10 protein-coding genes and 1 pseudogene are annotated in these 21,555 nt (G+C 38.2%); 9 read left to right on the top strand and 2 right to left on the bottom strand.

Annotation, left to right across the window (positions count from 1 at the left end; translation table 11 throughout):
* Positions 1 to 985: 985 nt before the first annotated feature.
* The gene (locus KZA12_RS13975; protein ID WP_218690647.1) at positions 986 to 2,797 is read right to left on the bottom strand and encodes a DUF927 domain-containing protein; all 1,812 of its coding nucleotides are present in this window, start codon (positions 2,795 to 2,797) and stop codon (positions 986 to 988) included.
* A gap of 867 nt (positions 2,798 to 3,664) precedes the next feature.
* Here KZA12_RS13975 and KZA12_RS13980 point away from each other — a divergent pair.
* The 9 genes and pseudogenes from KZA12_RS13980 to brxL form a co-directional block, all read left to right on the top strand.
* Positions 3,665 to 4,133, top strand: a pseudogene (locus KZA12_RS13980) (transposase); the annotation flags it as partial.
* 371 nt (positions 4,134 to 4,504) lie between these two features.
* Positions 4,505 to 6,262, top strand: coding sequence for a DUF262 domain-containing protein (locus KZA12_RS13985; RefSeq protein ID WP_218690648.1), 1,758 nt, complete (start codon positions 4,505 to 4,507; stop codon positions 6,260 to 6,262).
* A 164-nt stretch (positions 6,263 to 6,426) separates the two neighbouring features.
* Positions 6,427 to 6,942: a BrxE family protein gene (locus tag KZA12_RS13990; protein WP_218690649.1), complete on the top strand. Its 516-nt coding sequence runs from the start codon at positions 6,427 to 6,429 to the stop codon at positions 6,940 to 6,942.
* Complete coding sequence (locus tag KZA12_RS13995) at positions 6,942 to 7,733, top strand: BrxA family protein (protein WP_218690650.1); 792 nt, start codon at positions 6,942 to 6,944, stop codon at positions 7,731 to 7,733. Before KZA12_RS13990 ends, KZA12_RS13995 begins: the two co-directional genes overlap by 1 nt.
* Positions 7,714 to 8,295 (top strand): BREX protein BrxB domain-containing protein, encoded by a 582-nt coding sequence (locus KZA12_RS14000; RefSeq protein WP_218690651.1) that lies wholly within the window; start codon positions 7,714 to 7,716, stop codon positions 8,293 to 8,295. Before KZA12_RS13995 ends, KZA12_RS14000 begins: the two co-directional genes overlap by 20 nt.
* Before the next feature lie 63 nt (positions 8,296 to 8,358).
* Positions 8,359 to 12,000 (top strand): BREX system P-loop protein BrxC, encoded by a 3,642-nt coding sequence (gene brxC, locus KZA12_RS14005; RefSeq protein WP_218690652.1) that lies wholly within the window; start codon positions 8,359 to 8,361, stop codon positions 11,998 to 12,000.
* An 11-nt stretch (positions 12,001 to 12,011) separates the two neighbouring features.
* Entirely contained in the window at positions 12,012 to 15,968 is a 3,957-nt protein-coding gene (pglX, locus tag KZA12_RS14010; protein WP_218690653.1) for a BREX-1 system adenine-specific DNA-methyltransferase PglX, read from the top strand.
* A gap of 109 nt (positions 15,969 to 16,077) precedes the next feature.
* Positions 16,078 to 18,627: a PglZ domain-containing protein gene (locus tag KZA12_RS14015; protein WP_218690654.1), complete on the top strand. Its 2,550-nt coding sequence runs from the start codon at positions 16,078 to 16,080 to the stop codon at positions 18,625 to 18,627.
* A 3-nt stretch (positions 18,628 to 18,630) separates the two neighbouring features.
* On the top strand, positions 18,631 to 20,742 hold the full coding sequence (gene brxL / locus KZA12_RS14020; protein ID WP_218690655.1) for a BREX system Lon protease-like protein BrxL: 2,112 nt from the start codon (positions 18,631 to 18,633) through the stop codon (positions 20,740 to 20,742).
* Between the two features lie 151 nt (positions 20,743 to 20,893).
* On the opposite strand, the gene KZA12_RS14025 is transcribed toward brxL, so the two are convergent.
* A complete protein-coding gene (locus KZA12_RS14025; protein WP_256932993.1) occupies positions 20,894 to 21,460 on the bottom strand; it encodes an IS630 family transposase in 567 nt (188 codons plus the stop codon).
* Between the last annotated feature and the right edge of the window lie 95 nt (positions 21,461 to 21,555).

The raw sequence follows: 21,555 nt of genomic DNA on the forward strand, positions 1-21,555 counted from the left end.
GCGCGAAGTGAGAAATTGTACGCCCGTCCCTCCAACGACATTGAACCCGTTAAAAGAACCGAAATCAATTGATGAAATGAGAGTTGCTTAGTTGGTAAATTGGTGACAACTATGTTGACAAACACCGACATGCTCTTTTTCATATCATCAAACTCTGCTAATGCTTTATCAAATGCACTAATTACAAATTATATTCTATGGATGCCATCACATGTTCTAAGTCCTTAATCATAGTGCTTATAATTATGCTTCTTCAGTTTTCGACTAATTATTCCTATCAGATTTATAACTTTAAAGGTTGAGTAACGAGCTAGCCTGTTAGTCTGCTTATTGATTTGAAATATTGAATACCGCACTGGTGTTAACGATATTGAATTAGCCACGCTTGAATGGGGGAGTGGTTCAATAAAAAGCGTAAGCATAGAGCGATTGGCTATGTATCGCCATTTGAGTTTAAAAAGTAGCATTATGAGAATTTAATCTCTGCAGGAAAAGTCGTCTGACTCCAATAAAAAAACTTTCAATATTGTCGTGACGGTTCAATCTCTATAAATAATGGGAACTCTCAATGTAAAATATTGAAATATTAACTATCAGCGGGAACTATACACGTCAGAGGAATGAGATAATATTTCCCATAAACCCCTATAAATAAAGGTCTGTCACGGTATCTGAATAGTTTTTAGATGTAAATTTTTTCTAGAGTTCCCCAAGTTCCCAGTGTTTTTAGGTATAGACGCCGAATTAGTGCTGAGTATATAAGTAATATTATAGGACAGCACTGAAAATAAGATAGCGTAGTTCTGGTAGTTTACAGAATAGGAAGGATTAAGATAAAGTTAGAATAATTATTGCAGATAGAAAAACTAATTGTCTAAGGTATATCTTAGACAATTAGGAGGTGCGTTTAAATGAGTGAATTAAGTGTATTTATACTGTGTAATGCTCAATAGCACTGCATCCAGTATATTAACTAAAGAATATTTTAAAAGTCATAGCGCATGATTTCACCTTTTACAGCATAAGCGCGACCATAATCGATGCTTTTATTATTTAGCTTCAGTGAACTGCGAGCATCTTCATTAAAACGAAGTAGATCGTGGCTTCTAAGGACTCTTAAGACCTGATTTTTACTATATGGTAGACATACTTCTTCAAATGTATTGATGCCAAAAAGATAGAGGTCATCATTTGGCTTATGATAGCCAATTCTTTTACTGATTTTTTGCGTGGGTTTGCCTACAGTCTGGAAACGACTGCCTGCAAACTTTTCTAGATAACCGGCTATATGACCAATTATTTGGCGATCTTCTTGTTTACCATCATGCCCATAATTCTCGAGCCAATTCTCGAAGCATATTTTCCCTGCAGCTATAGCTTCTCCATCTTGCCAGCCTGTAATTCTGGCTCTGGTAGCTAGCTCCCCAGCAGCCGCCGCAACAGCAATTTTCTTGCCAACTCTATATGACTGGGATTCAGTATGATCATAATCACTCATAAATTCTTCAATCAACAAGCCTGCTTCTATAATTACCAGATTTTTATATCGAGTAATGTAATTCAGCCAGCTCGTTCCAGCAGTGCCATGATATTGACCTGTTAATGTTGTCAATATATCTGCCTGCTTTTCAGCTGTACTGGCTAAAACCAGACCATCGAAAATACCCAGTTCTTTTCCTGCATCCGCATCAATGTGGCATAAACGCACTTCCATACCAGCGTTACACTTCTTCTTAGATTGACTCATTATAGCTTTTAGTGTTTCCTCACCACTCGATAACACCATGGTCTGCCAAGCATTAACCATTCTATTACTGCCATCAGCTGTACTTCTATTTTTACCCCTACCATTTGAAAACATATAAATCATATCATCTAAGTCTTCGTTTTTAGCCTGGCTGATTTCATCCACGATTAAACAACCATCGTTATATGTGGTTGCCAAAACCTCAGCAGCATTTTTAGTGGTATTCCAATTTTTAACATAATTTTTATCACCCCAAATGCTAGCTGCTACATCCAAGCAGACCGACTTTCCAATACTAGATTTCCCTACTAAATGAAATCCGCCTCCCTCAATGGATAAAAGTTTCAATAACGAACCAGAAAATGCGCAACTAATAGCAAAGTTTAGCCGACTTTGAGCACCTAATGGAGAACATACGTTTTCTCGCCACTCGTCGAGAGTGCCTTTTTCGCTATACCCATGATCTAAAGGTTTTTCTGGCTGATAAGTAATAGCCTCATTTGTTTCTCCATAAATCCTGTTAGGCATAACAAAGACATTACCATACCACCCAACTCTATTGGTAGAAATAAATAAGTTTTCAGTTGGATGGTTATTTAGATAGAAATCTAGAGCATCTTTTAAATGTTTCTCTGTAGAAATAACTAACCCTCTTCGAGTAAGCTCTCTTTGATACTTGCGACTGTCACCCTGGATTAATTCTAGCGGTGCTGACCAGGCATGCAAAGTTTTTGATTTGTCAAACCATTCGAGAACTATACACCAGTTTGTATGATGAGTATCTCGACTACGACCTACGACTCTAATAGGTGAACAAATCTTTTCTTTTAAAGATGACGAAGTGTTCTTATTCTCAGTAATATAGTACAGACCCTCGCTATTTTGCACGATATGGCCTCTATCATATTTCATAGGTAGCGTACTCGAAGTATCTTCTGATACAATAGTAGTCGATGATTTACTAAGGTCGTCAATCAGTAAGACTTGTTCAGCCTGTCCACTCTGCAAAGTGGGCAGGTTGTTTTTTTTCTTGATATTTTTAATATCCATGAAAAATTCCTTATTAAGGGTTTAATGGGTAAGTCCTCAGGATTTACCTCGGTTTCTTGCTACTGCTTTTTCAGTCAATCAATTCTTGTAGTATGTAAATGAAAGGATTTTTTACCTTCATTAATTCAAGACTAGAACTCTTGCAAAATTACCATTCCATTGACTTTCACTCACTGAGTCGCAAGGACTAGCGATAACTTATGTAAGAGGTCTACTAGACGTGCACTTTTTCTCACATCTATCCAGATATTCATCTAAATGTCTGCGTCGATATATCACGTGCCCGCCGATTTTACTGTATGTAATGGCGTCAGTTTTGTGACAGCGTATATGCTGTAAGGTGTTGACCGATTTACGCAGATATGCCGCCGCATATTCAGGTGAAAATGGAGTGGCGGGAGAGGCATTTGCTACAGTTTCTCTCATAAACTCTAGTTCATCACTCGTGTATTCAGACCATCTTTTTTTCTTCGAAATCATAGTTTCATCTCCAAATTTATTAATATGGTTTGAAGATACAACGATCAGGACTGCATAACTATAAGTAGCGAATAAAAAAAATCATCATAAAACCTCAATATAGGCAAAAATTAGCTTTTTTCCTTATACTCATGCTTGGAATTAAATTATTTTAGATATAAATAGGAAAAAAATAGAGATTTCGAGAGCGTTTTGTTGTATGGGTTTTCTAAAAACGGTGTAACTGCTTAGAATCCAATACCCAAAGAATACGCAATCATTAATCAAACTGACACTAAAAAACTCGTTGAGAAATAGCTAGTAGCGTGAACAGCTTTGAGTGCATCAAAGACTTTCAAAATCAGCTCATGCAATCACTCATCGATACTGCTCTTGAAACTGAGATGGAATACCATCTATCCTATCGTCTATCTAGACTGTATTGTCGTCAAAGTACGCCAAGATAAGCAGATCATCAATAAGGCTATTTATCTGGTTCCAGGTGTCGCTTTTGACGGTAAAAAAGAGCTGCTTGGTATGTAGTTATCATAGAATGAAGGCGATAAATATCCATATATAGTCAAGTCTTGGCGCAATAAATGAGAAGGCTTAAAGGTGAAAGGTGTTCTTTGGTTATCCCAAAGAAATTAGAAAGATCATTTATACCACCAAAGCTATTGACTCTTTAAACAGTGTTATTCGTACGGTAGTGAATAAGCGTAAGGTATTCCCGTTTGATCAGGCAGCATTTAAGGTAGTCTATCTAGCAATCCAGCAGGCGTCCAAAAAGTGGGCGATGCCCATCCGTAGATGGACGGCTGCTCTTAATCGCTTTATGATTGTGTTTGATGGCCGTATCAGCAAGTATTTAATCTAAACGGCAGTTATGCAAAATATGAGATATTTGTAATACTGAGGAGTATGCCTGCCTCAGTTTCTTTTAATATCGTTATTATGGGGCTTTAGATCATGCGTATGCTCATCGTAAATACTCCTGTGGTGAGGCTATATGGAACTATACGGACGAGCTGTATTACTTTGAGAAATCATTACATTTGTTACCTTTCGAGTTTGGAAAACGGTATCATGACTACCTTGGTTTATAAGGCACCCTTACCTGACTTAAATAAGTTAATGGCCTGTACTGTTGAGGGTGGGATTAACTAAATAGGTGATCCCAAAGTGGTTAGCAGGAAAGTTTAAAAGATAATGATAAAAATTTAAAACTATATTAAAGAGATTCTTATAATGGCGTACCAAACCCCTATCACCATCAAGTCAGCTATTGATAATATTAAAAAGCGCAACTATGTACTGCCCTCTATTCAGCGTGAATTTGTTTGGGATACATATCAAATCGAAACTTTATTTGATTCATTGATGCGAGATTATCCAATCAGTACCTTTCTTTTTTGGAAAGTAAATAAAAACAAAATAAAAGATTTCCAGTTTTATGAGTTTCTAAAAAACTATCATGAAAAAGACAATAGGCATAACCGTAAAGCAGAGTTGAGCGGTGATGAGGATATCATTGCGTTACTAGATGGTCAGCAAAGAATGACTTCAATGTATGTTGCGCTCACTGGAACGTATGCAAAGAAAATACCTTATTATCGGTGGGATAGTGCACATGCTTTTCCTGCTAAAAAACTCTATTTGAATTTACTAAAACCAGCAGAAGAGCTTGAAGTCGAATACGACTTTAAATTCTTAACAGAGGATGAAGCTCAACCTACAGATGGTTATTTTTGGTTCGAATGTGGGAAAATATTAGAAATTACTGATATGGGTAAATCATCCATGTTTCTAGTAGAAAACAAATTGATGGATACTTCTGTTTACAGCGGGGAGGAGTGCGCATTTGCCATTAATACACTTAATGGCTTTTTCAATGTGATCCACCAAAAAGGTACCATCAGCTATTACTTAGAAGAAAGCGAGGAACTTGACAAAGTCTTGCAAATATTTATTAGAACCAACAGTGGTGGAACCAAGCTAAGCTATTCTGACCTTTTGTTATCTATCGCAACAGCAGAATGGCAAGAAAAGGCTGCACGTGAAGTTATTCATGAGTTTGTTGATGAGATAAATATGATCGGGGATGGTTTCGCTTTCAACAAAGATATTGTTCTAAAATCATGTCTCGTATTAGCAGATTTCGATGTTAAGTTTAAGATCAATAACTTTACTAAGAATAATATGATTGTGATTGAGCGTAATTGGGATGAAACCTCTCAGGCAATGCGCTCTGCCATTCAGTTAGTATCTAAGCTTGGCTACAGTCGAGATAATTTAACGGCAACTAACACGATCATCCCGATTGCATACTTTATTTATAAAAACAAATTCTCAGACAGTATCGTCCATTCTAGCCAGCGTGAAGATGATAGAAAAGCAATTAAAGAATGGTTAGCAAGAGTGCTATTGAAGGGCGTGTTTGGTGGTCAACCAGATAGCATTTACCCAAAAATGCGTGATCTAGTTAATGAAAACTTAGGTAAGTTTCCGTTACAAGAAACGATTGCATATTATAGAGGAAGTCGTAAATCTATTAGTTTTAGTGAGGATGATATTGAAAGCTTGCTAGACCTGCAGTACGGTAAAGCTAAAACCTATTGCGCTCTTACTCTTTTATACCCAGGCTTGAACTACAACTTTAAATATCACCAAGACCATATTCATCCATCATCTTTTTTTAATAAAAAATACTTGCGAAAAATGGGGTTGAGTGAAGAGGATGTTGAAGCTTATATTACTGTATGCAATGGCTTGCCGAATCTACAATTACTGCAATCGACACAAAACATCCAAAAAAGCGACAAGTCTTTAGTTGATTGGTTGTCGCTCACTTATACGTCTCTTTCTGATAAAGAGAGCTTTTTAAGGCAGAATTATATTGGTACTAGTGACTCTCTGAGCTTTGATGATTTCCTTGATTTTATCGTTGCTAGACGCACAGCTTTAAAAAATCAGTTTATGAATATGCTTAATGTTAGCTCTGTTTAGATGTTATCACTTGATAAGCTTACTCAGAGACTCAGTTAAAGTGAACCTTTGAATTCAATATCTTAAAACACATTACGTCCAGACCTAATAAGTTAGGGCTATAAATAAAACCTAAATGCGAACATTTTAGGAATTAATAAGTGGAAATTAGGAAGTAATAGTCCATGAATCTAAACGAGTTAATAGCAAAGACTAGAGTATTGATAGGATACTTAGGCGAAAGCAATCAGTTCAATTGGTGGAGTAGTGGTTTCTATACGCCAGCTAGTATGGCTTATCTATCCCCGATATATCCAAGAACGATATTTCTAGCCCAATATAATGGAGTTTGTGAAGCATCTAGAAAAACACATGATGAGCACATTGGAGTGGGAAAGACCTACCATCTATATAGACTGCCTGATGCTATAGAGCGCAATGTCTTTAGATGTATTCAAGATCAAAATTTAGAAAGTTATTTAAAAGACATTATACAAAGCTCTGAGAGCGCTATTGATGCACTAAGTGAGTTAGTAAATAAAGAACTTCTGAATAAAAGTAAAGATCGAAATGAAGGGCCGACTAACATAGGTGTCTATAACGATGAAGAATTAGAAAACTCTTTATTAAAGATGATTGTTCATTATATAGATGCGTTCGAAAACAATTATAAATGTTTTCCTTATTTAAGGGAGTCGTAATGAGTTCTGAGAGTGATAAAAAGTACTATACAACTCAGCTTGGAGCTGGATTAGGACTGATTGAAGAAACAAAGATATTGCTTAACTTATATCAGCCAGGAATGACAGTCGCTGAGCTTTATGAAATTGCCTTAAGTTCGGGTTACTTCCCCTCCGTAACTGCACGGCGATTACGCAATATTATCGCAGAGTGTTTTTCTCCACGTTATATGAAGACGAATAGTGCTTCCCATTTAAAGTTACTCAGTAATACTATGTCCTCACAAAGTATCAACCAAGTTCTTCTTATTCATACTGCTCTTGCAAATCAAGTTTTAGAGGATTTTATTATAGAAGTATATTGGCAGCGCTATATAGGAGGTTATGATGAGATATCTGTTAGCGAAGCTAGAGAGTTTGTTACGAATGCAGTAAATGAAGGAAAGACGCAAAAACCATGGGCAGAATCAGTTATAAAGCGAGTATCCTCCTATGTGGTTGGGTGCTGTGCTGACTACGGGCTTTTATCTTCTGGTAGAGCTTCAAAACGAGCTATATTACCAGTAAGGATCCAGGGTGATGTCTCGTTATATTTGGCCTACTGGTTGCATCTATCTGGTTTAGGAGATAACGCTGTTATTAATCATTCAGCATGGAAGTTATTTGGTCTGGAACCGATGGATGTACGCGAAGAGTTGAAAAAAATGGCAAAAAATAATTGGTTAATTGTCCAGTCTGCTGGTGAGGTAACTCGTATAAGTTGGCAGTTCAGTACTATGGAGGAGGTAATAAATGTCATCTCTAACAAATGACTTTAAAGGCCTAATGGAAAAAGTTGAAGCAGGCAGAGAGTTTGGACACGCCAGCTTTGAGCCAATCTATTATTTGATTTTTGCTCCTAGTCAAATTTTGGATGTGAAGCGTGAGCTACCAGCGTGGATAGCGACTTTAAAAAATAGCGGCTGGGATGTCTCTATTTTTTCTATGACTCAAGCCATCCAAGAGCTTTTTGATAGTATGCCTCCGTTTATTAAGAAGACTTGGACAAATCAAGATGCAAAGTCACCTTTAGACTGGGAAAAGACAAATAAGTCGCTTGCAGAGGCTGTTAATAAAAAAGGGGCTTTACAGTCTCAATTAGAAAAAAAGCTAAAAGAGTTAGAAGAAGAGCCAAAAGCCATTTTACTAATAACTGATACAGAAGCACTACATCCCTATATACGTATAGGCTCTATAGAGAGTCAGCTATATGGAAAGTTTAAGGTGCCGACCATCATCTTATATCCTGGTGTAAGTACGGGAAAGACCCAGTTAAAGTTTTTAGGATTTTATCCAGAAGACGGTAACTACCGTTCAGTCCATCATGGTGGCTAAGTAAAAAAAGTCTGAAAAATCGATTATAAATAACCAATAAATTATCCATCAAAAGAGAAGAAAATGGAAATTAAGACCCTATTTGATAGTAATAAAGATATATATCGTAATATTGAAAAAGTCATCACATATGGCGTGTCTCAGGAAGACCGTTTGCGAGCTGAGATTTCGGAGTATGTAGTTACAGACAGCATAGAAGACCAGTTCGAAAAACTGCTTAGAAAAATGCAGGATGCTATGGAGGCAGGTGGTCAAAATGAAGTGGGTGTTTGGGTATCGGGATTCTATGGTTCAGGTAAAAGTTCTTTTACCAAATACCTTGGGTTGGCTTTTGACGATAATGTCACTATTGATGGCACACCTTTTATTCAGTACTTAGAGGATCGGCTGCAAAGGGCTACGACAAAGGCATTATTGAATACCGTTGCAAAGCGATTTCCAGCAGCTGTGATGATGCTGGACTTAGCTAGTGAACAGCTGGCAGGTGCAACCATGGAGGAGGTGTCTACTGTTCTTTATTATAAGGTTTTACAGTGGGCGGGGTATTCACGAAACTTAAAAGTCGCTGCCTTTGAAAGAAAGTTGAAAAAAGATAAGCGGCATGAAGAGTTCCAGGATGTATTTAAAGAGTATACCCAAGGGCTAGAGTGGAGTGAATATCGCAATGATGAGTTAATCGTTGATAGTACCATTCCTTCTATTGCGCATCAGATGTATCCGGAGGTTTTTAAAACAGAGAGTAGCTTAAGTACAGAAGATTCAGACTTCATACGTTTTGAGAATGACCGTGTCGAAGAGATGATTGAAATTGCTCGAGAGGCATCAGGTAAAGAACATATTATTTTTATTGTAGATGAGGTCGGTCAATACGTCGGCTCTAAGCAAGACTTAATCTTAAACTTAGATGGCTTAGCTAAAAACCTGAAAAATATTGGCGATGGTAAGGTATGGCTAATAGGTACGGCTCAGCAAACGTTAACAGAAGATGATCCAAAAGCATCTTTGAACTCACCAGAGCTATATAAGCTTAAAGATAGGTTTCCAATCCAAATTGACTTAGAAGCCAATGATATTAAAGAAATTTGTTATAGACGCTTATTGAGTAAATCTGCGCAAGGTGAACAAACTTTAGGCGACCTGTTTGATCAACATGGTCAAGCATTACGTAATCATACTAAGCTTGAGAACACTCAAGTTTATGGTACAGATTTTGATAAACAAACATTCATTAACTTATATCCGTTTTTACCTGCGCACTTTGATATTTTACTACATCTCTTAGGTGCTCTTGCAAAATCAACAGGCGGATTTGGGCTACGCTCAGCCATTAAAGTGGTTCAGGATATATTAGTAGGCAGTACTAATGAGCATATCGCTATTGCGAATCAACCAATAGGTTGGTTAGCCAGTACTGTCACTATTTATGACGCACTTAGAAAAGACATTGAGAAAGGCGCGCCTTCTCTCTATCAGTCAGTACAAAAAGTAATTATTCAGTACCCTAATTCAAAAATTCATCAAGAAGTCGCAAAAACAGTTTGTGTACTTCAAGTGTTGGGTAATCTACCTATTACTACTCAAAACATCAGTGGTTTAATGCAGTCTAGTATTGATACCAGCCTTAATGTTGATGAAGTAAAAAAAGCCGTTAATGATTTAATCAGTAACCAATTTATACCTTTTGGTGAAAAAGAAGGGTCATTTTGCTTTTTCAGCGAAAAGCTGAACGACATAGAGCAAGACCGTGCAAACTTTGCTTTAAGAAACTCTGAATTACAACGCATTCAAAATGAGGCTCTAAAAGAGGCCTATAAACCTTTGCCGTCTGCTAAAGTGAAGGATGGGGTATTAGTGGTATCCACTGGATTAAGAGCTGTTAATTCAGATGGCAGAGAGATCATTATATCTGGGCATAGCAGCAACGCTATACAAACTGTGGTTGAGTTGGTTGATCCTCAGCAATATGAAAATATAAAAGAACGACTCATCGATGATAGCCGACAAAAACTAAATGAACATAATATCTATCTCATCGGTCGTAAAAAACTAGATATGCAGAACTTAGCAGCTGATGTTTTTAGATGTATGGAAGTTGCTAATAAATATCGTAATGAGCCTGACCAAGAAGTTAAAGAGTATTGTGCGAGTCAAGGAGAGATCGCCAATCGTAAGCGTAATGAGTTAGAGCGATTAATTAAAGGTAGTTTACTCCAAGGCTCGTTTATCTTTAGAGGAGAAGTAGTCGCTGTAGATACGCTAAGTCAGGATTTGACTCAGGCAGCCAATAAGCATTTAGGTGGTGTTGCAGAACAGGTATACAATCGGCATAGTGAGGCACCACATAGAGCCCAAACCAATCTTGCTGAGAAGTTTTTGGGCGCAAACAGTTTAAATGGTATCACAAGCGATATTGATCCTTTAGGTCTAGTGAAGCGTGAAAAAGGAACGCCTACAATTAATATCGAGCATAAAGCGCTTATAAGTATTAGAGATATCGTTAAGCGCCAGGGCAATATTGAAGGCAGTCGTTTATTGGATGTATTCGCAGATGCTCCTTATGGTTGGTCTCAAGATACCATACGTTATTTGGTTGCGGCAATGCTATATGCTGGTGAGATAAAGGTTAAATCTGCCGGTCGTGAAATTGTAGTGACTGGGCAACATGCTATAGACGCTTTAAAAAATAATAATAGTTTTAAGAAAATAGGCATATCACTGCGTGATGAACGTCCAAGCAGAGATGTGATGGCCAAAGCTTCTGAGAGGCTAACAGAGTTGAGTGGAAACACAGTAGTGCCGTTAGAGAACGAAATTAGTAAGGCCACTACTAAGCTTTTCCCTACTTTACAACATCAATATGCCCCTCTGGCAGGCAAGTTAACTCGACTTAGTCTTAAGGGCGTTGAGAGGCTAGAAGCTTTAGCGAATGATCTCAGAGATATCTTATCTAATGACGGTTCAGATGCACCAACTCGGCTAGGAGCCGAAGATTCTGAGCTTTACAACAGCTTGAAGTGGGCCGCAGAGCTTGATAGAAGCTTTAAAAATGGTTTGGATGAGACGTTGACATTATTGCAGTCGCATAGAGATGGACTGAATAACCTTCCTGATAATGGAATCCCCGGACAACTGAAATCGGATTTAGCAGAGACGCTTGAGAGCTTAGATCAGCGTCTAATGATGCCTGATTTTTATAAGCATAGCCCTGACTTTGCTTCCGCTTTAACAGAGATAAAAAGTAAAGTGGCGCAGACTGTTGAGCAGATGTTAAATAAACAAAGTGAGACCATGAAATCTGCAAAGCAAGATTTACGTAATGTGCCTGAATGGTCGGCATTGATTCAACAAGAACAAGATAATGCAGTGAGTGGGCTTGATGGAGTATTCAAATCTGTATCCAAAGATATAGAGGGTTTGAAAGCGTTACTGCGACAAGAGCATGATTTTAATTACTTGTTGCAAGACATTAAATCTAGCGTGGTTAAAACGGTACAAAAGCGCCAGCAAGAAAAAGTAGTCGAAGAGCAAAAGATAGACTATCAAGAAGGTAGGACTGTATTGACTCGGAAGATGACGATTAAGCCAGCTATTACTAGTATGACAGAGTTAAGTCAGCTGATTAATGAGTTAAAGCGTCTGCGAGGTGAACTACAACAGGCTCATGAGTTTGAATTAAATTTGTCTTTTGATGATACTAACGAGTAGGAGAAGTACTTATGGCATTTGATCAAACTACTCGTAACCGCTTACAGTCTTTTGTTAGTAAAGCCCGAGCTATCTTGAGTGAAGAGTTTACGCGCCAGCTACAAGCCACATACGGGTTAGATCCTAATCAAGGGACAATTGCTGATATAGAGTCACTCAGCCATTTAGATAACTATCAGCTGCAAACGGCTCATATCTTGCGTGATACATTGCAGCATTATATGACCACAACTGCGGGTAAGACTCAAAAAGAACAAGTCAAGCTGGTGTTAGAGCGTATTGTACGAGAGCAAGCCTTTACGGTTCTAAATCGCTTAGCTGCACTGCGTATGGCAGAAGCACGGGGATTTTTGTTAGAGTCAATTGGCTCTGGATATAGCTCGCAAGGGTTTCAGCTTTATCAAATGTTAGAAGACGGTAGTCATGGGGAAACAGGGGATGCATATCAAAGCTACCTGTTTAGCCTATTTGATGAGTTCGGTCTGGATCTAGCAGTCTTGTTTGATCGCTTTAGTGTTCAAGGTCGCCTGTTTCCTCGTGAGACTGCTTTATTGCAGCTGATTGAACAAATAAATGACTACGAGATTGAGCCATTATGGGCAGAAGATGAAACTATTGGTTGGATTTATCAGTTTTGGAATGGTCGTGATGAAATAGATAAGATGCGTTCTGCTTCTCGTGCACCTCGTACGAGTAGAGAGATGGCTGTGCGTAATCAGTTCTTCACACCACGCTACGTAGTAGAGTTTTTGACTGACAATACGTTAGGGCTTATTTGGTATGAGATGACTAAAGGTAATACTACGTTGGTTGATAGCTGTCAATATCTAGTTAAACGCCCTAATGAAGTATTCTTGGTTAAAGACGAAATCAGTCCTATTCAATATGAGTCAAATCTTAATAATGAAGCAGATGCGTTGACGCAAGAAGAGATCTTGAGTCAGCCTGTTTATATTCAGCACCGACCGCTAAAAGATCCTCGTACTATCAGAATGTTAGATCCTGCATGTGGATCTATGCATTTTGGTCTCTATGCTTTTGATTTGTTTGAGCGCATTTATATTGAAGCGTGGCAAATTGAAGTAGAACAAGGTGCAGACGTATTTGAAAGAGAAATGGAGTTGCAGTCCTTACAAAGTAGCTATGGAGACTTAGATAGCTTTAAGCAGCAAATACCCAAACTAATTATTGAACATAATATTCATGGTGTGGATATCGATCCACGAGCCGTTCAGATTGCTGGGTTAAGTCTCTGGCAACGCGCGCAGCGTGCCTGGCATGAGCAAGGTATTAAGCCTCAGCAGCGTCCTGTTATCGTAAAGTCTAATATTGTCTGTGCAGAGCCGATGCCAGGGGAGCAGGACTTATTAAAAGAGTTTACCAGCACTTTAAACCCGCCTGCACTGGGTCAGTTGGTAGAGGTTATTTTTGACAAAATGAGTTTAGCTGGTGAGGCTGGTACGTTATTAAAAATTGAACAAGAAATCCAATCAGCGATTGATGAAGCACGTAATCAATGGCAGGATAAAAAAGCCTCAAATCGTATAGGTGATTTATTTGAGGAGGAGCTATTAGAAGCTACTCCTCAGCAAGAGCTAGGCTTTGATCTAAGTGGTATTAATGATGAGACGTTTTGGGAAGATGCTGAGCAATTGATTTTACAGGCACTTAAAGGCTACTCAGAGCAGGCAACATCAGCAGCTGGTGAAAAGAGACTTTTTGCAGAAGATGCGGCTAAAGGTTTCGCTTTTATCGACTTGAGTCGTAAGAAGTTTGACGTAATATTGATGAATCCGCCTTTTGGAAGCTCTACTAGTAAACTAGATCATTATATCAAACAAGCTTACGCCGATCATTCACATGATGTAATTAATAACTTTATCGAAAGAGCGATGATATTAGGAACTTCAAACAGGTTTTGTGGGGTTATTTTATCACGAACGCTGATCTTAAACGAAAGGATTACAGACTTTAGAGTTAACACTCTCTTGAAAAAGAATACACTGTCTTACCTAATTGATTTAGGTGGAGGAGTGTTGGATGCTGCTGTAGATACAGCACTATTAGTTTTTAAAGAGAATCAGCTGAAAGATAGTACTTTATGTGCAGACATATTAAGAGAAGAACCAGAAAATAAGGAAGCAGTATTAAAAGAGTTCTGTAATTTATCTTATAAGCGTACTTATATTGTTAAATCAAAAGACTTTTCACTAATTCCTATGGGGGTTTTATGTTATTGGGCAGAGCCTTGGCTTTTAAACTTGTTTACTAGAACTAGCTTAGAAAAAAATTATGGGACAGTAAGAAAAGGGTTGATAACTGGAGATGACGAGAGGTTTGCTCGGAATACTTGGGAAGTTCAAAAATGCAGTTGGAACCCTCTATTTAAAGGTGGTGTTTTCTCAACTTTTTATGCTCCACTAGATATGAGTATTAATTGGTTGAATGATGGTAGAGAATTAAGAGCATTTGCTATTGGTAAATATGGTTCAGAGTCTAGAACTTTGAAAAATATACAATATATAGGGAGAAAATCTCTTGGTTGGAGTATTAAAAATTCAGTAGGGTTTGGAGTTCGTATAATTGAGGATGAGAATGTAGTTTATAACGATAATGGTCCAGGCTTTTTTCCAGAGCAGAGTGCTTTTGATACGCTTGAGGTCTATAGTTTATTAGCCTTATTTAACTCTTCACTATTTAAACTTTTATTGAGAGTTTTTCAGGTTGGTGAAAGAGGTAGGTATCAATGGTTATCTGCTCATGTAACTTTATTACCAGCACCAGACATATTTGATAGAAAGTTAGAAGAGTTAGGTAAAGCAATTACGGATGAATTTAAAAAAATATTTTCATTTTTTGAAGAGTTTGATGTGTTTAAGCCAGAAAGCTTCGAAGAACTAGTTATTGAGGTTGGTGAAAACAAAGAATTTTCTTTAGAACTGTTTGATATGGCTATCTCAAATATCAAGAACTTATATACAGAGTTAGATCAAGTGGTTCTCAGGTGCTATGGTGTTGAATCTATTGTATTTAATAAGCTTTCATCTAAGATTTTAGATGAAAGAGAGAGACCAGAGAATAATTATAAGAAGATAGCTGAATCATTAGCAAGTAGTTGGAAGTCTAGAGTTTATTCGTATTATATGGGAACTAACTTTGGTAGATGGTGCCTTAAAGAAGAAAATGAGATTATTTCACTTAATCAATTAACAAATTTAATTAGTAACAACAACCATTCTATTTTGTTGAATCCTGATGTCTATGAAGATAGCATAAAAGAGTATTTATCAAAGCCAATGGGGTTTTTTGATAACCACTTAAAGCTTTATTCAAGAAATAAAAGATTTGCTCCTATTTATTGGCCACTCCAAACTGTATCAGGCTCATATACACTCTGGGTTTATTATCATCGCTTAAACTCGCAAACACTATATAGCTGTATAAATGACTTTGTCGAGCCAAGACTAACCTTGGTGACTGAAGATTTGAATGCTTTAAGCAATAACTCTAATCGTAGCAGCACAGAAGAAAAAGAGCTGACCAAGCTGACTGACTTTCAGAGTGAGCTAAAAGATTTTCGTGATGAGTTATTGCGCTTAGCAAAAATATGGAAACCCAACTTAAATGATGGAGTTCAGATTACAGCAGCGCCATTATGGAAGCTATTTCAGCATACTGCTTGGCAGAAAAAGTTAAAAGAAACCTGGGAAAAGCTAGAAGAAGGTGAATATGACTGGGCGCATTTAGCAGCCAGTATGTGGCCAGAACGTGTGCTACGAAAATGCCATCAAGATAGAAGCCTTGCCATAGCACATGATGTAGAAGATATGTTTTGGCAAGAAGTAGAAGTGCCGATCATGCGTGGGAAAAAGCCCACTGGAAAGACTAAGCTAGAATGGCAGCCCATACCCGCGTCTGAAACTATGCTGAATGATATGGTTAATGAGGCTAAAGCCCGATTACAATAATTTAGTAGGCCAAGCTTGTGATTTTAGTTAGTAAGCTTGGTCTGTCATAACCCAAGTTTGGCTGCTTATAAGGTGCAGAAAGCTGCATGTCTTAGGATATAAATAACGTATGAATATTGAAGAGTATATTAAGCAACGAAAGCTTGAGCCCTTATTGCAAGCCAAGCAAGTATTGATAGTATATGACCCAGATCAAAGGTATCGAGAGATCTGTCTCAGTATGACTCAAGAAAAAACTATCGTAGTCGATACAACTGAGTCTAGTATTATTAGTCGTGCAGCTGCCCTAGATGCGCTTAGCAAGATTGGAACAAAAGAGGTCGATGAGCTGCTGGTATATGTGCCTGCCAGCCCATCATTAACTGATGAGCAGAAACAAATTGACCCATTTTCTATCTATGCAGAATGTGGTGCTGTATTCCCTGACCCAAAAAAGGACAGCGATAGCTTTTTATCAATCTGCTTAACAGCCAAACCAGATTACGCGGCTCAAATACGTAATATATTTAAAGAGGATAGCAGCCCAAGCTTTGCTGTTATTGATGCAATAGGGGGCGGGGACAGCTGGCCAAATTTGAAGTCGTTATTAAATACCGATTCGGCCAATGAAATTATTCTTGCGTTACTTCATCCTAATGACATGCAAGAAGCGGCACTTAGTAATAGTGATAAAGACCCTCAAATTTGGATTAGTGAGGCTAAAAGGCTATTGAAAGCTACCATTGGTCTTAAGCTGAAGACACGCAGTAAGTCTTGGTCAGTTATATCTGATGAGCTGTGGCGTTATGTCTTATTTAGTGAGTTTGTATTTGATTTGCCAGAAGCACTGCCTCCTAAGCTGGAGGATGTGGCTAGAGCAGATGATAATGCATTACCTACCATTGAAACAATATGTGCAAGACTTCGCAATGATATACGAACGAGAGATATCTATATAGATAAAGCTCAGGAAGTCGAAAGGGATCTAGGTCTGGCTGCTCTTTGTCAAAGTATGAGTGATTTAGGCGTAAAAGACACTTTCCCGTTTGAAGAAAGAACTTTCTTATCCACAGCGATAAGCGCCATGCAGCGACATGATATGCGGGCAGCGCGAGATATTATCTCAAGACAGTCTGACTCTGTATGGATGAGCCGAGGTGAGAGTCAGCTACAGTGGGACTTATTAAGACCTGCATTGGCCTTGTTAGAGTCCTGTACTGAGTATGAAGGAATGATTCCGAGTAAGGCTCGGAATATGGATCAGCTTATCGAGCTATATACTAGCCATTTGCGTGAGGTAGACCGCCTACACCGTGAGTTCGAGCAAGCGGTAACTTTATGTAGTGGGCAAGACTTTGAAGAAATAACCAAGCCAATTCAAGCTCAAACTCGCCAACGATACGGTAAGCTGATGGAGAAAGTTCAATCATTATTTACTCAGTATTTACAAAATGAAGGCTGGCCTGTCTTGGGTTACCTACCTAATACTGATGTATTTGATAAACTAGTAGCGCCAAAATTGCAGCAAAATGGCTATAAAGTGGCCTATCTGATGGTTGATGCTTTACGCTATGAGATGGGAATGGCTTTAAAGGAGCAGATTGAGAACGAAGGAGCGGTTGAGATAACGACTGCATTGGCTCAATTACCCAGTATAACCTTGGTAGGCATGGCAAGCTTACTTCCTGGTGCCAGTACAGGATTTAGATTAGAAAAATCTGGAAAAGATATAGTGCCTTATATTGATGATCAAGAAGTCAAAACAGTTGAGCAACGTATGAACTTAGTACGAAAGCGCTATGGTCAACGGTTTGATGAGGGAAGGCTTGAGAAATATGCGCGAGGTACAGGTAAGAAAGTCGATGAGAACGTTGAGTTGTTTATCCTTCGGTCAGTTGAGATAGACAGTCAGTTCGAAAATCACCCTGAAACAGCACCTGATGCAGTGACTAGTGCGCTCAAAAACATCCGCACAGCTATCCTTAAATTAAAAGCGATTGGATTTAATGAAGTCATTATAGTGACTGATCATGGCTTCTTTATGAATACGCATGCAGAAGCGGGTGATACTTGTAATAAACCGCAAGGCGACTGGAAAGTAATTCATGAGCGCTGCGTATTAGGAGAGGGTGATAGTGACTTGCATCACTATCGCCTAAGCAGTGAGCAGGCAGGCATCAAGGGTGACTTCAAGCAAGTTGCAGGACCGCTTTCATTTGCCACTTATAAATCAGGCATGCTTTATTATCATGGTGGAGCATCACTTCAAGAGTGTGTTGTTCCGGTTATTACAGTGAAGCTTGATGGTTCAAAAGATAGCCAGGTTTCGGTAGAGAAATTCAAAGTGGCTATTAATTATAAAAACGGTGCTAAAAGAATTACCACAAGGATGCCGGTAGTAGCACTCACATTACAAACTGAAGATATGTTTTCTGTAGATGTGCAAGTAGAAGTCTTGTTAGAGGCACATAATAAAAAAGGTGAAGTAGTTGGCGAGGCAAAAACCGGGGGTCTGGTTAATACTGCTACAGGTACCATTATAATGACACCGGACAATGAACAAAAAATAACTCTGAAAATGGATATGGAATTCGAGGGCAAGTTTATCCTAAAAGCGTTTAATCCTTCGACCATGGCAGTATATGAGCAGATAGAGCTTGAAACAGATTATACGGTGTAAATTATGGATGCTTTAGACAAAAAACTAAATGAACTTTTTGATGGCAAAGTAGTCAGAAAAGACTTGGTACATCGGATCAAAAAAGGCACGAACGTTCCTACATTTGTGCTTGAGTTTTTATTGGCACGGTATTGTGCGAGCGATGACCCAGATGAAATTAAAGCTGGCATGGAAGCCGTGTTAGAGACTTTAAATGACAATTATGTTCGACCCAATGAGGCGAATCACGCACAGTCTAAAGTAGCTACTAAAGGTAAATTCCGCTTTATTGATAAAGTACATGTGAACTATATCGAAAAAGACAAGAGACACTGGGCAGCTTTAGAGAACTTTGACTCTAGAAGAATTGCTATTAGTGAAAAATATTACAAAGATCACGATCGTCTTTTACAAGGTGGGCTTTGGGCGGAAGTAACCATAGCTTACAACGATATTGAAGAGGATGATTACGCTTTTTATATTGAAGACTTACGACCGATTCAGCTCAGCCGTTTTAATTTTAATCAGTACTGTGAAGGGCGAGCTCAATGTACCCGTGATGAATGGCTAAGTTTTATATTACGGTCTGTTGGCCTAGAACCTGACAAGTTAACGCAACGAGTTAAAATGCATTTTTTAGCTCGTTTAATGCCTTTAGTGGAGCCAAACTTTAACTTCATTGAGCTTGGCCCACGAGGTACAGGTAAGTCATATTTCTTCAGTGAATTTTCACCTTACTCTACGTTAATCAGTGGTGGTCAAGCAACTAAAGCTACTCTATTTTATAATAATCAACGCAAACAAATTGGACTAGTAGGATTTTGGGATACGGTTGCTTTTGATGAAGTTGGTGGTATCAAGATTAGAGATCAAGATACTATTCAAATTATGAAAGACTTTATGGCGAATGGTCGCTTCTCTCGAGGGGTGGAAGTCATTGCAGATGCTTCAATGGCTTTTGTGGGCAATTTAGATTTATCAGTAGAGCAAATCGTAAACTCCGAAGTATATGATCTTTTTCAACCGCTACCTAAAGAGTTTGATTTGGCAATGATGGACCGTTTTGCTTGCTATTTACCAGGATGGGAAATGCCTAAAAATAGTAGCGAGTTTTTAACAAGCAACTATGGGTTTATTACAGACTATATAGCGGAGGCATTTCATTACCAGTTAAAACAGACTAATCGTTATGAAGAGGTGAGTAGCCGTATTAAATTAGGTAATGCAGTAGAAGGGCGTGACGAAAAAGGTATAAAAAAAATAGTTGCTGCATTTCTTAAGATATTACATCCAGATGGTCCGCCCAGTGATGAAGAGTTTGAAGAGTATGTTGTTTACGCCATTGAGTCTCGTCGTCGAGTAAAAGAGCAAATGAATAAGCGCAAGTCAGATGATGAGTTTGCAAAAATTAATTTATCTTATATAAATACTAAGGGTGATGAGATTGTCGTTTACTGTCCAGAATCGCGTTCCGCGCTCGCGACACAGGATCCTTATCGTAGAAATATTCATATCGATCATGATTTAAGCTTTGGAAAACAAGCTTTATCTGGCACTAAAGAAAAGGATAATCCGGTAACTATTAAAGAGTCTGTAGCATATGTAGATGATTCAGCCATACTGAGCAGAGGAGCTGAAGTTCAAGATGTTGATCGTTTGGAAGATAAAGTAGTAGAGAGGCACTTTGAGATTCGCTACGGTGATACTGGGTATAGTTATGAGTCAATAATTGGACCTTATTTGAAGGGTGTCAAATCTGTTGAAATAGATGACCCATATATTAGATCATCTCATCAGGTTCATAACTTTGTTAGGCTTTGTGAGGTTTTTGTCAAAGTACCAAGTATTAAAAAAATTGTATTAGTGACTAGTTATGATGAACAAACTGACGTCAAAGAAATATCAGATCGTTTAGGTGAACTTAAGCAAAGCCTTTTGGAGCTTGATATTGCACTTGAAGTTAAAGTTAATGAAAATTTACATGACTGTGAAATTAGATTGAATAATGACTGGATTATAAAAATTGGCAGAGGGTTAGACTTTTATCAAAAACCTGAGCTTTCGTTTGGTATTGGTAGTAATGACTTAGCCTTAAGAAAATGTTTAGAGACTAAGGTGGATATTTTTCAAGTTTGAGTTTATAGCAAGGCCCATGTTTCTTACACTCAGCTAAGAAAAAATAAACATAGAAAACCTCTATGAGCTATTTTGATGAGGCTTGTAGGGGTGTTTTTTTGTATTGAGTTGGACCATTATATTTTAATTATTGAGCTCGAGTGGCATATAGTTAAGTCTTTATAAAATCGATACAGCCCATATCATGAAATAGTTTTGGTAGATTATTCTCCATCCACCCTTGGCGTAGAAACTTAGCCTGTGCCCATTTTTTCTCAATAGGGTTCAGATCAGGGCTGTACGGCGGCAGCCAAAGAATACGATGGCCATGCCTGTTGAGGAGTTTTTGGATACGTCTGCTTTTATGAAACCGAGCGTTATCCATGACAATCACGCACTTGGTTTTGAGACTTGGAATAAGTGTGGACTTACACCAGCCATAAAATATATTGCTATTAATATTTGTCTCAAAGTAATCAAGCGCAAACAGCATCTTTTTATACAAAGCACCGATGACATTGGTACGCTTTTTTGCCTGCCAGTTGTAGCTATCAATACAGGGTGTACCTATCGGTGCATAGCCATGAGAACGAATGGTTTCAGCCTCAAAGCCGCTTTCATCCATATAGACAATGGGATAGCCTTGCTGCGTAAAGCTATCGAGCTTACTCTGGTAAGCTACTCTCTTTATCGGACACGCTTTTGGATGCTCGAAGGTCTTTTTTTTGACTGATGCCAAGACGCTTTAGAGCATTGAAAATGCCCGTTTTACTACAATTTAATCGACGAGCTCTTTCGTAGTTATAGTCGGTCTTTTATAAATAAGATACAATA

Origin of the sequence: Psychrobacter sp. BF1 (assembly GCF_019279065.1) — a bacterium.
GTDB lineage: Bacteria > Pseudomonadota > Gammaproteobacteria > Pseudomonadales > Moraxellaceae > Psychrobacter > Psychrobacter urativorans.

Coding starts and splice junctions, on each gene's coding strand:
- KZA12_RS13995 (WP_218690650.1), top strand. CDS start 6,942: ATGAGTTCTGAGAGTGATAAAAAGTACTATACAACTCAGCTTGGAGCT.
- pglX (WP_218690653.1), top strand. CDS start 12,012: ATGGCATTTGATCAAACTACTCGTAACCGCTTACAGTCTTTTGTTAGT.
- brxC (WP_218690652.1), top strand. CDS start 8,359: ATGGAAATTAAGACCCTATTTGATAGTAATAAAGATATATATCGTAAT.
- KZA12_RS13975 (WP_218690647.1), bottom strand. CDS start 2,797: ATGGATATTAAAAATATCAAGAAAAAAAACAACCTGCCCACTTTGCAG.
- brxL (WP_218690655.1), top strand. CDS start 18,631: ATGGATGCTTTAGACAAAAAACTAAATGAACTTTTTGATGGCAAAGTA.
- KZA12_RS14000 (WP_218690651.1), top strand. CDS start 7,714: ATGTCATCTCTAACAAATGACTTTAAAGGCCTAATGGAAAAAGTTGAA.
- KZA12_RS13985 (WP_218690648.1), top strand. CDS start 4,505: ATGGCGTACCAAACCCCTATCACCATCAAGTCAGCTATTGATAATATT.
- KZA12_RS13990 (WP_218690649.1), top strand. CDS start 6,427: ATGAATCTAAACGAGTTAATAGCAAAGACTAGAGTATTGATAGGATAC.
- KZA12_RS14015 (WP_218690654.1), top strand. CDS start 16,078: ATGAATATTGAAGAGTATATTAAGCAACGAAAGCTTGAGCCCTTATTG.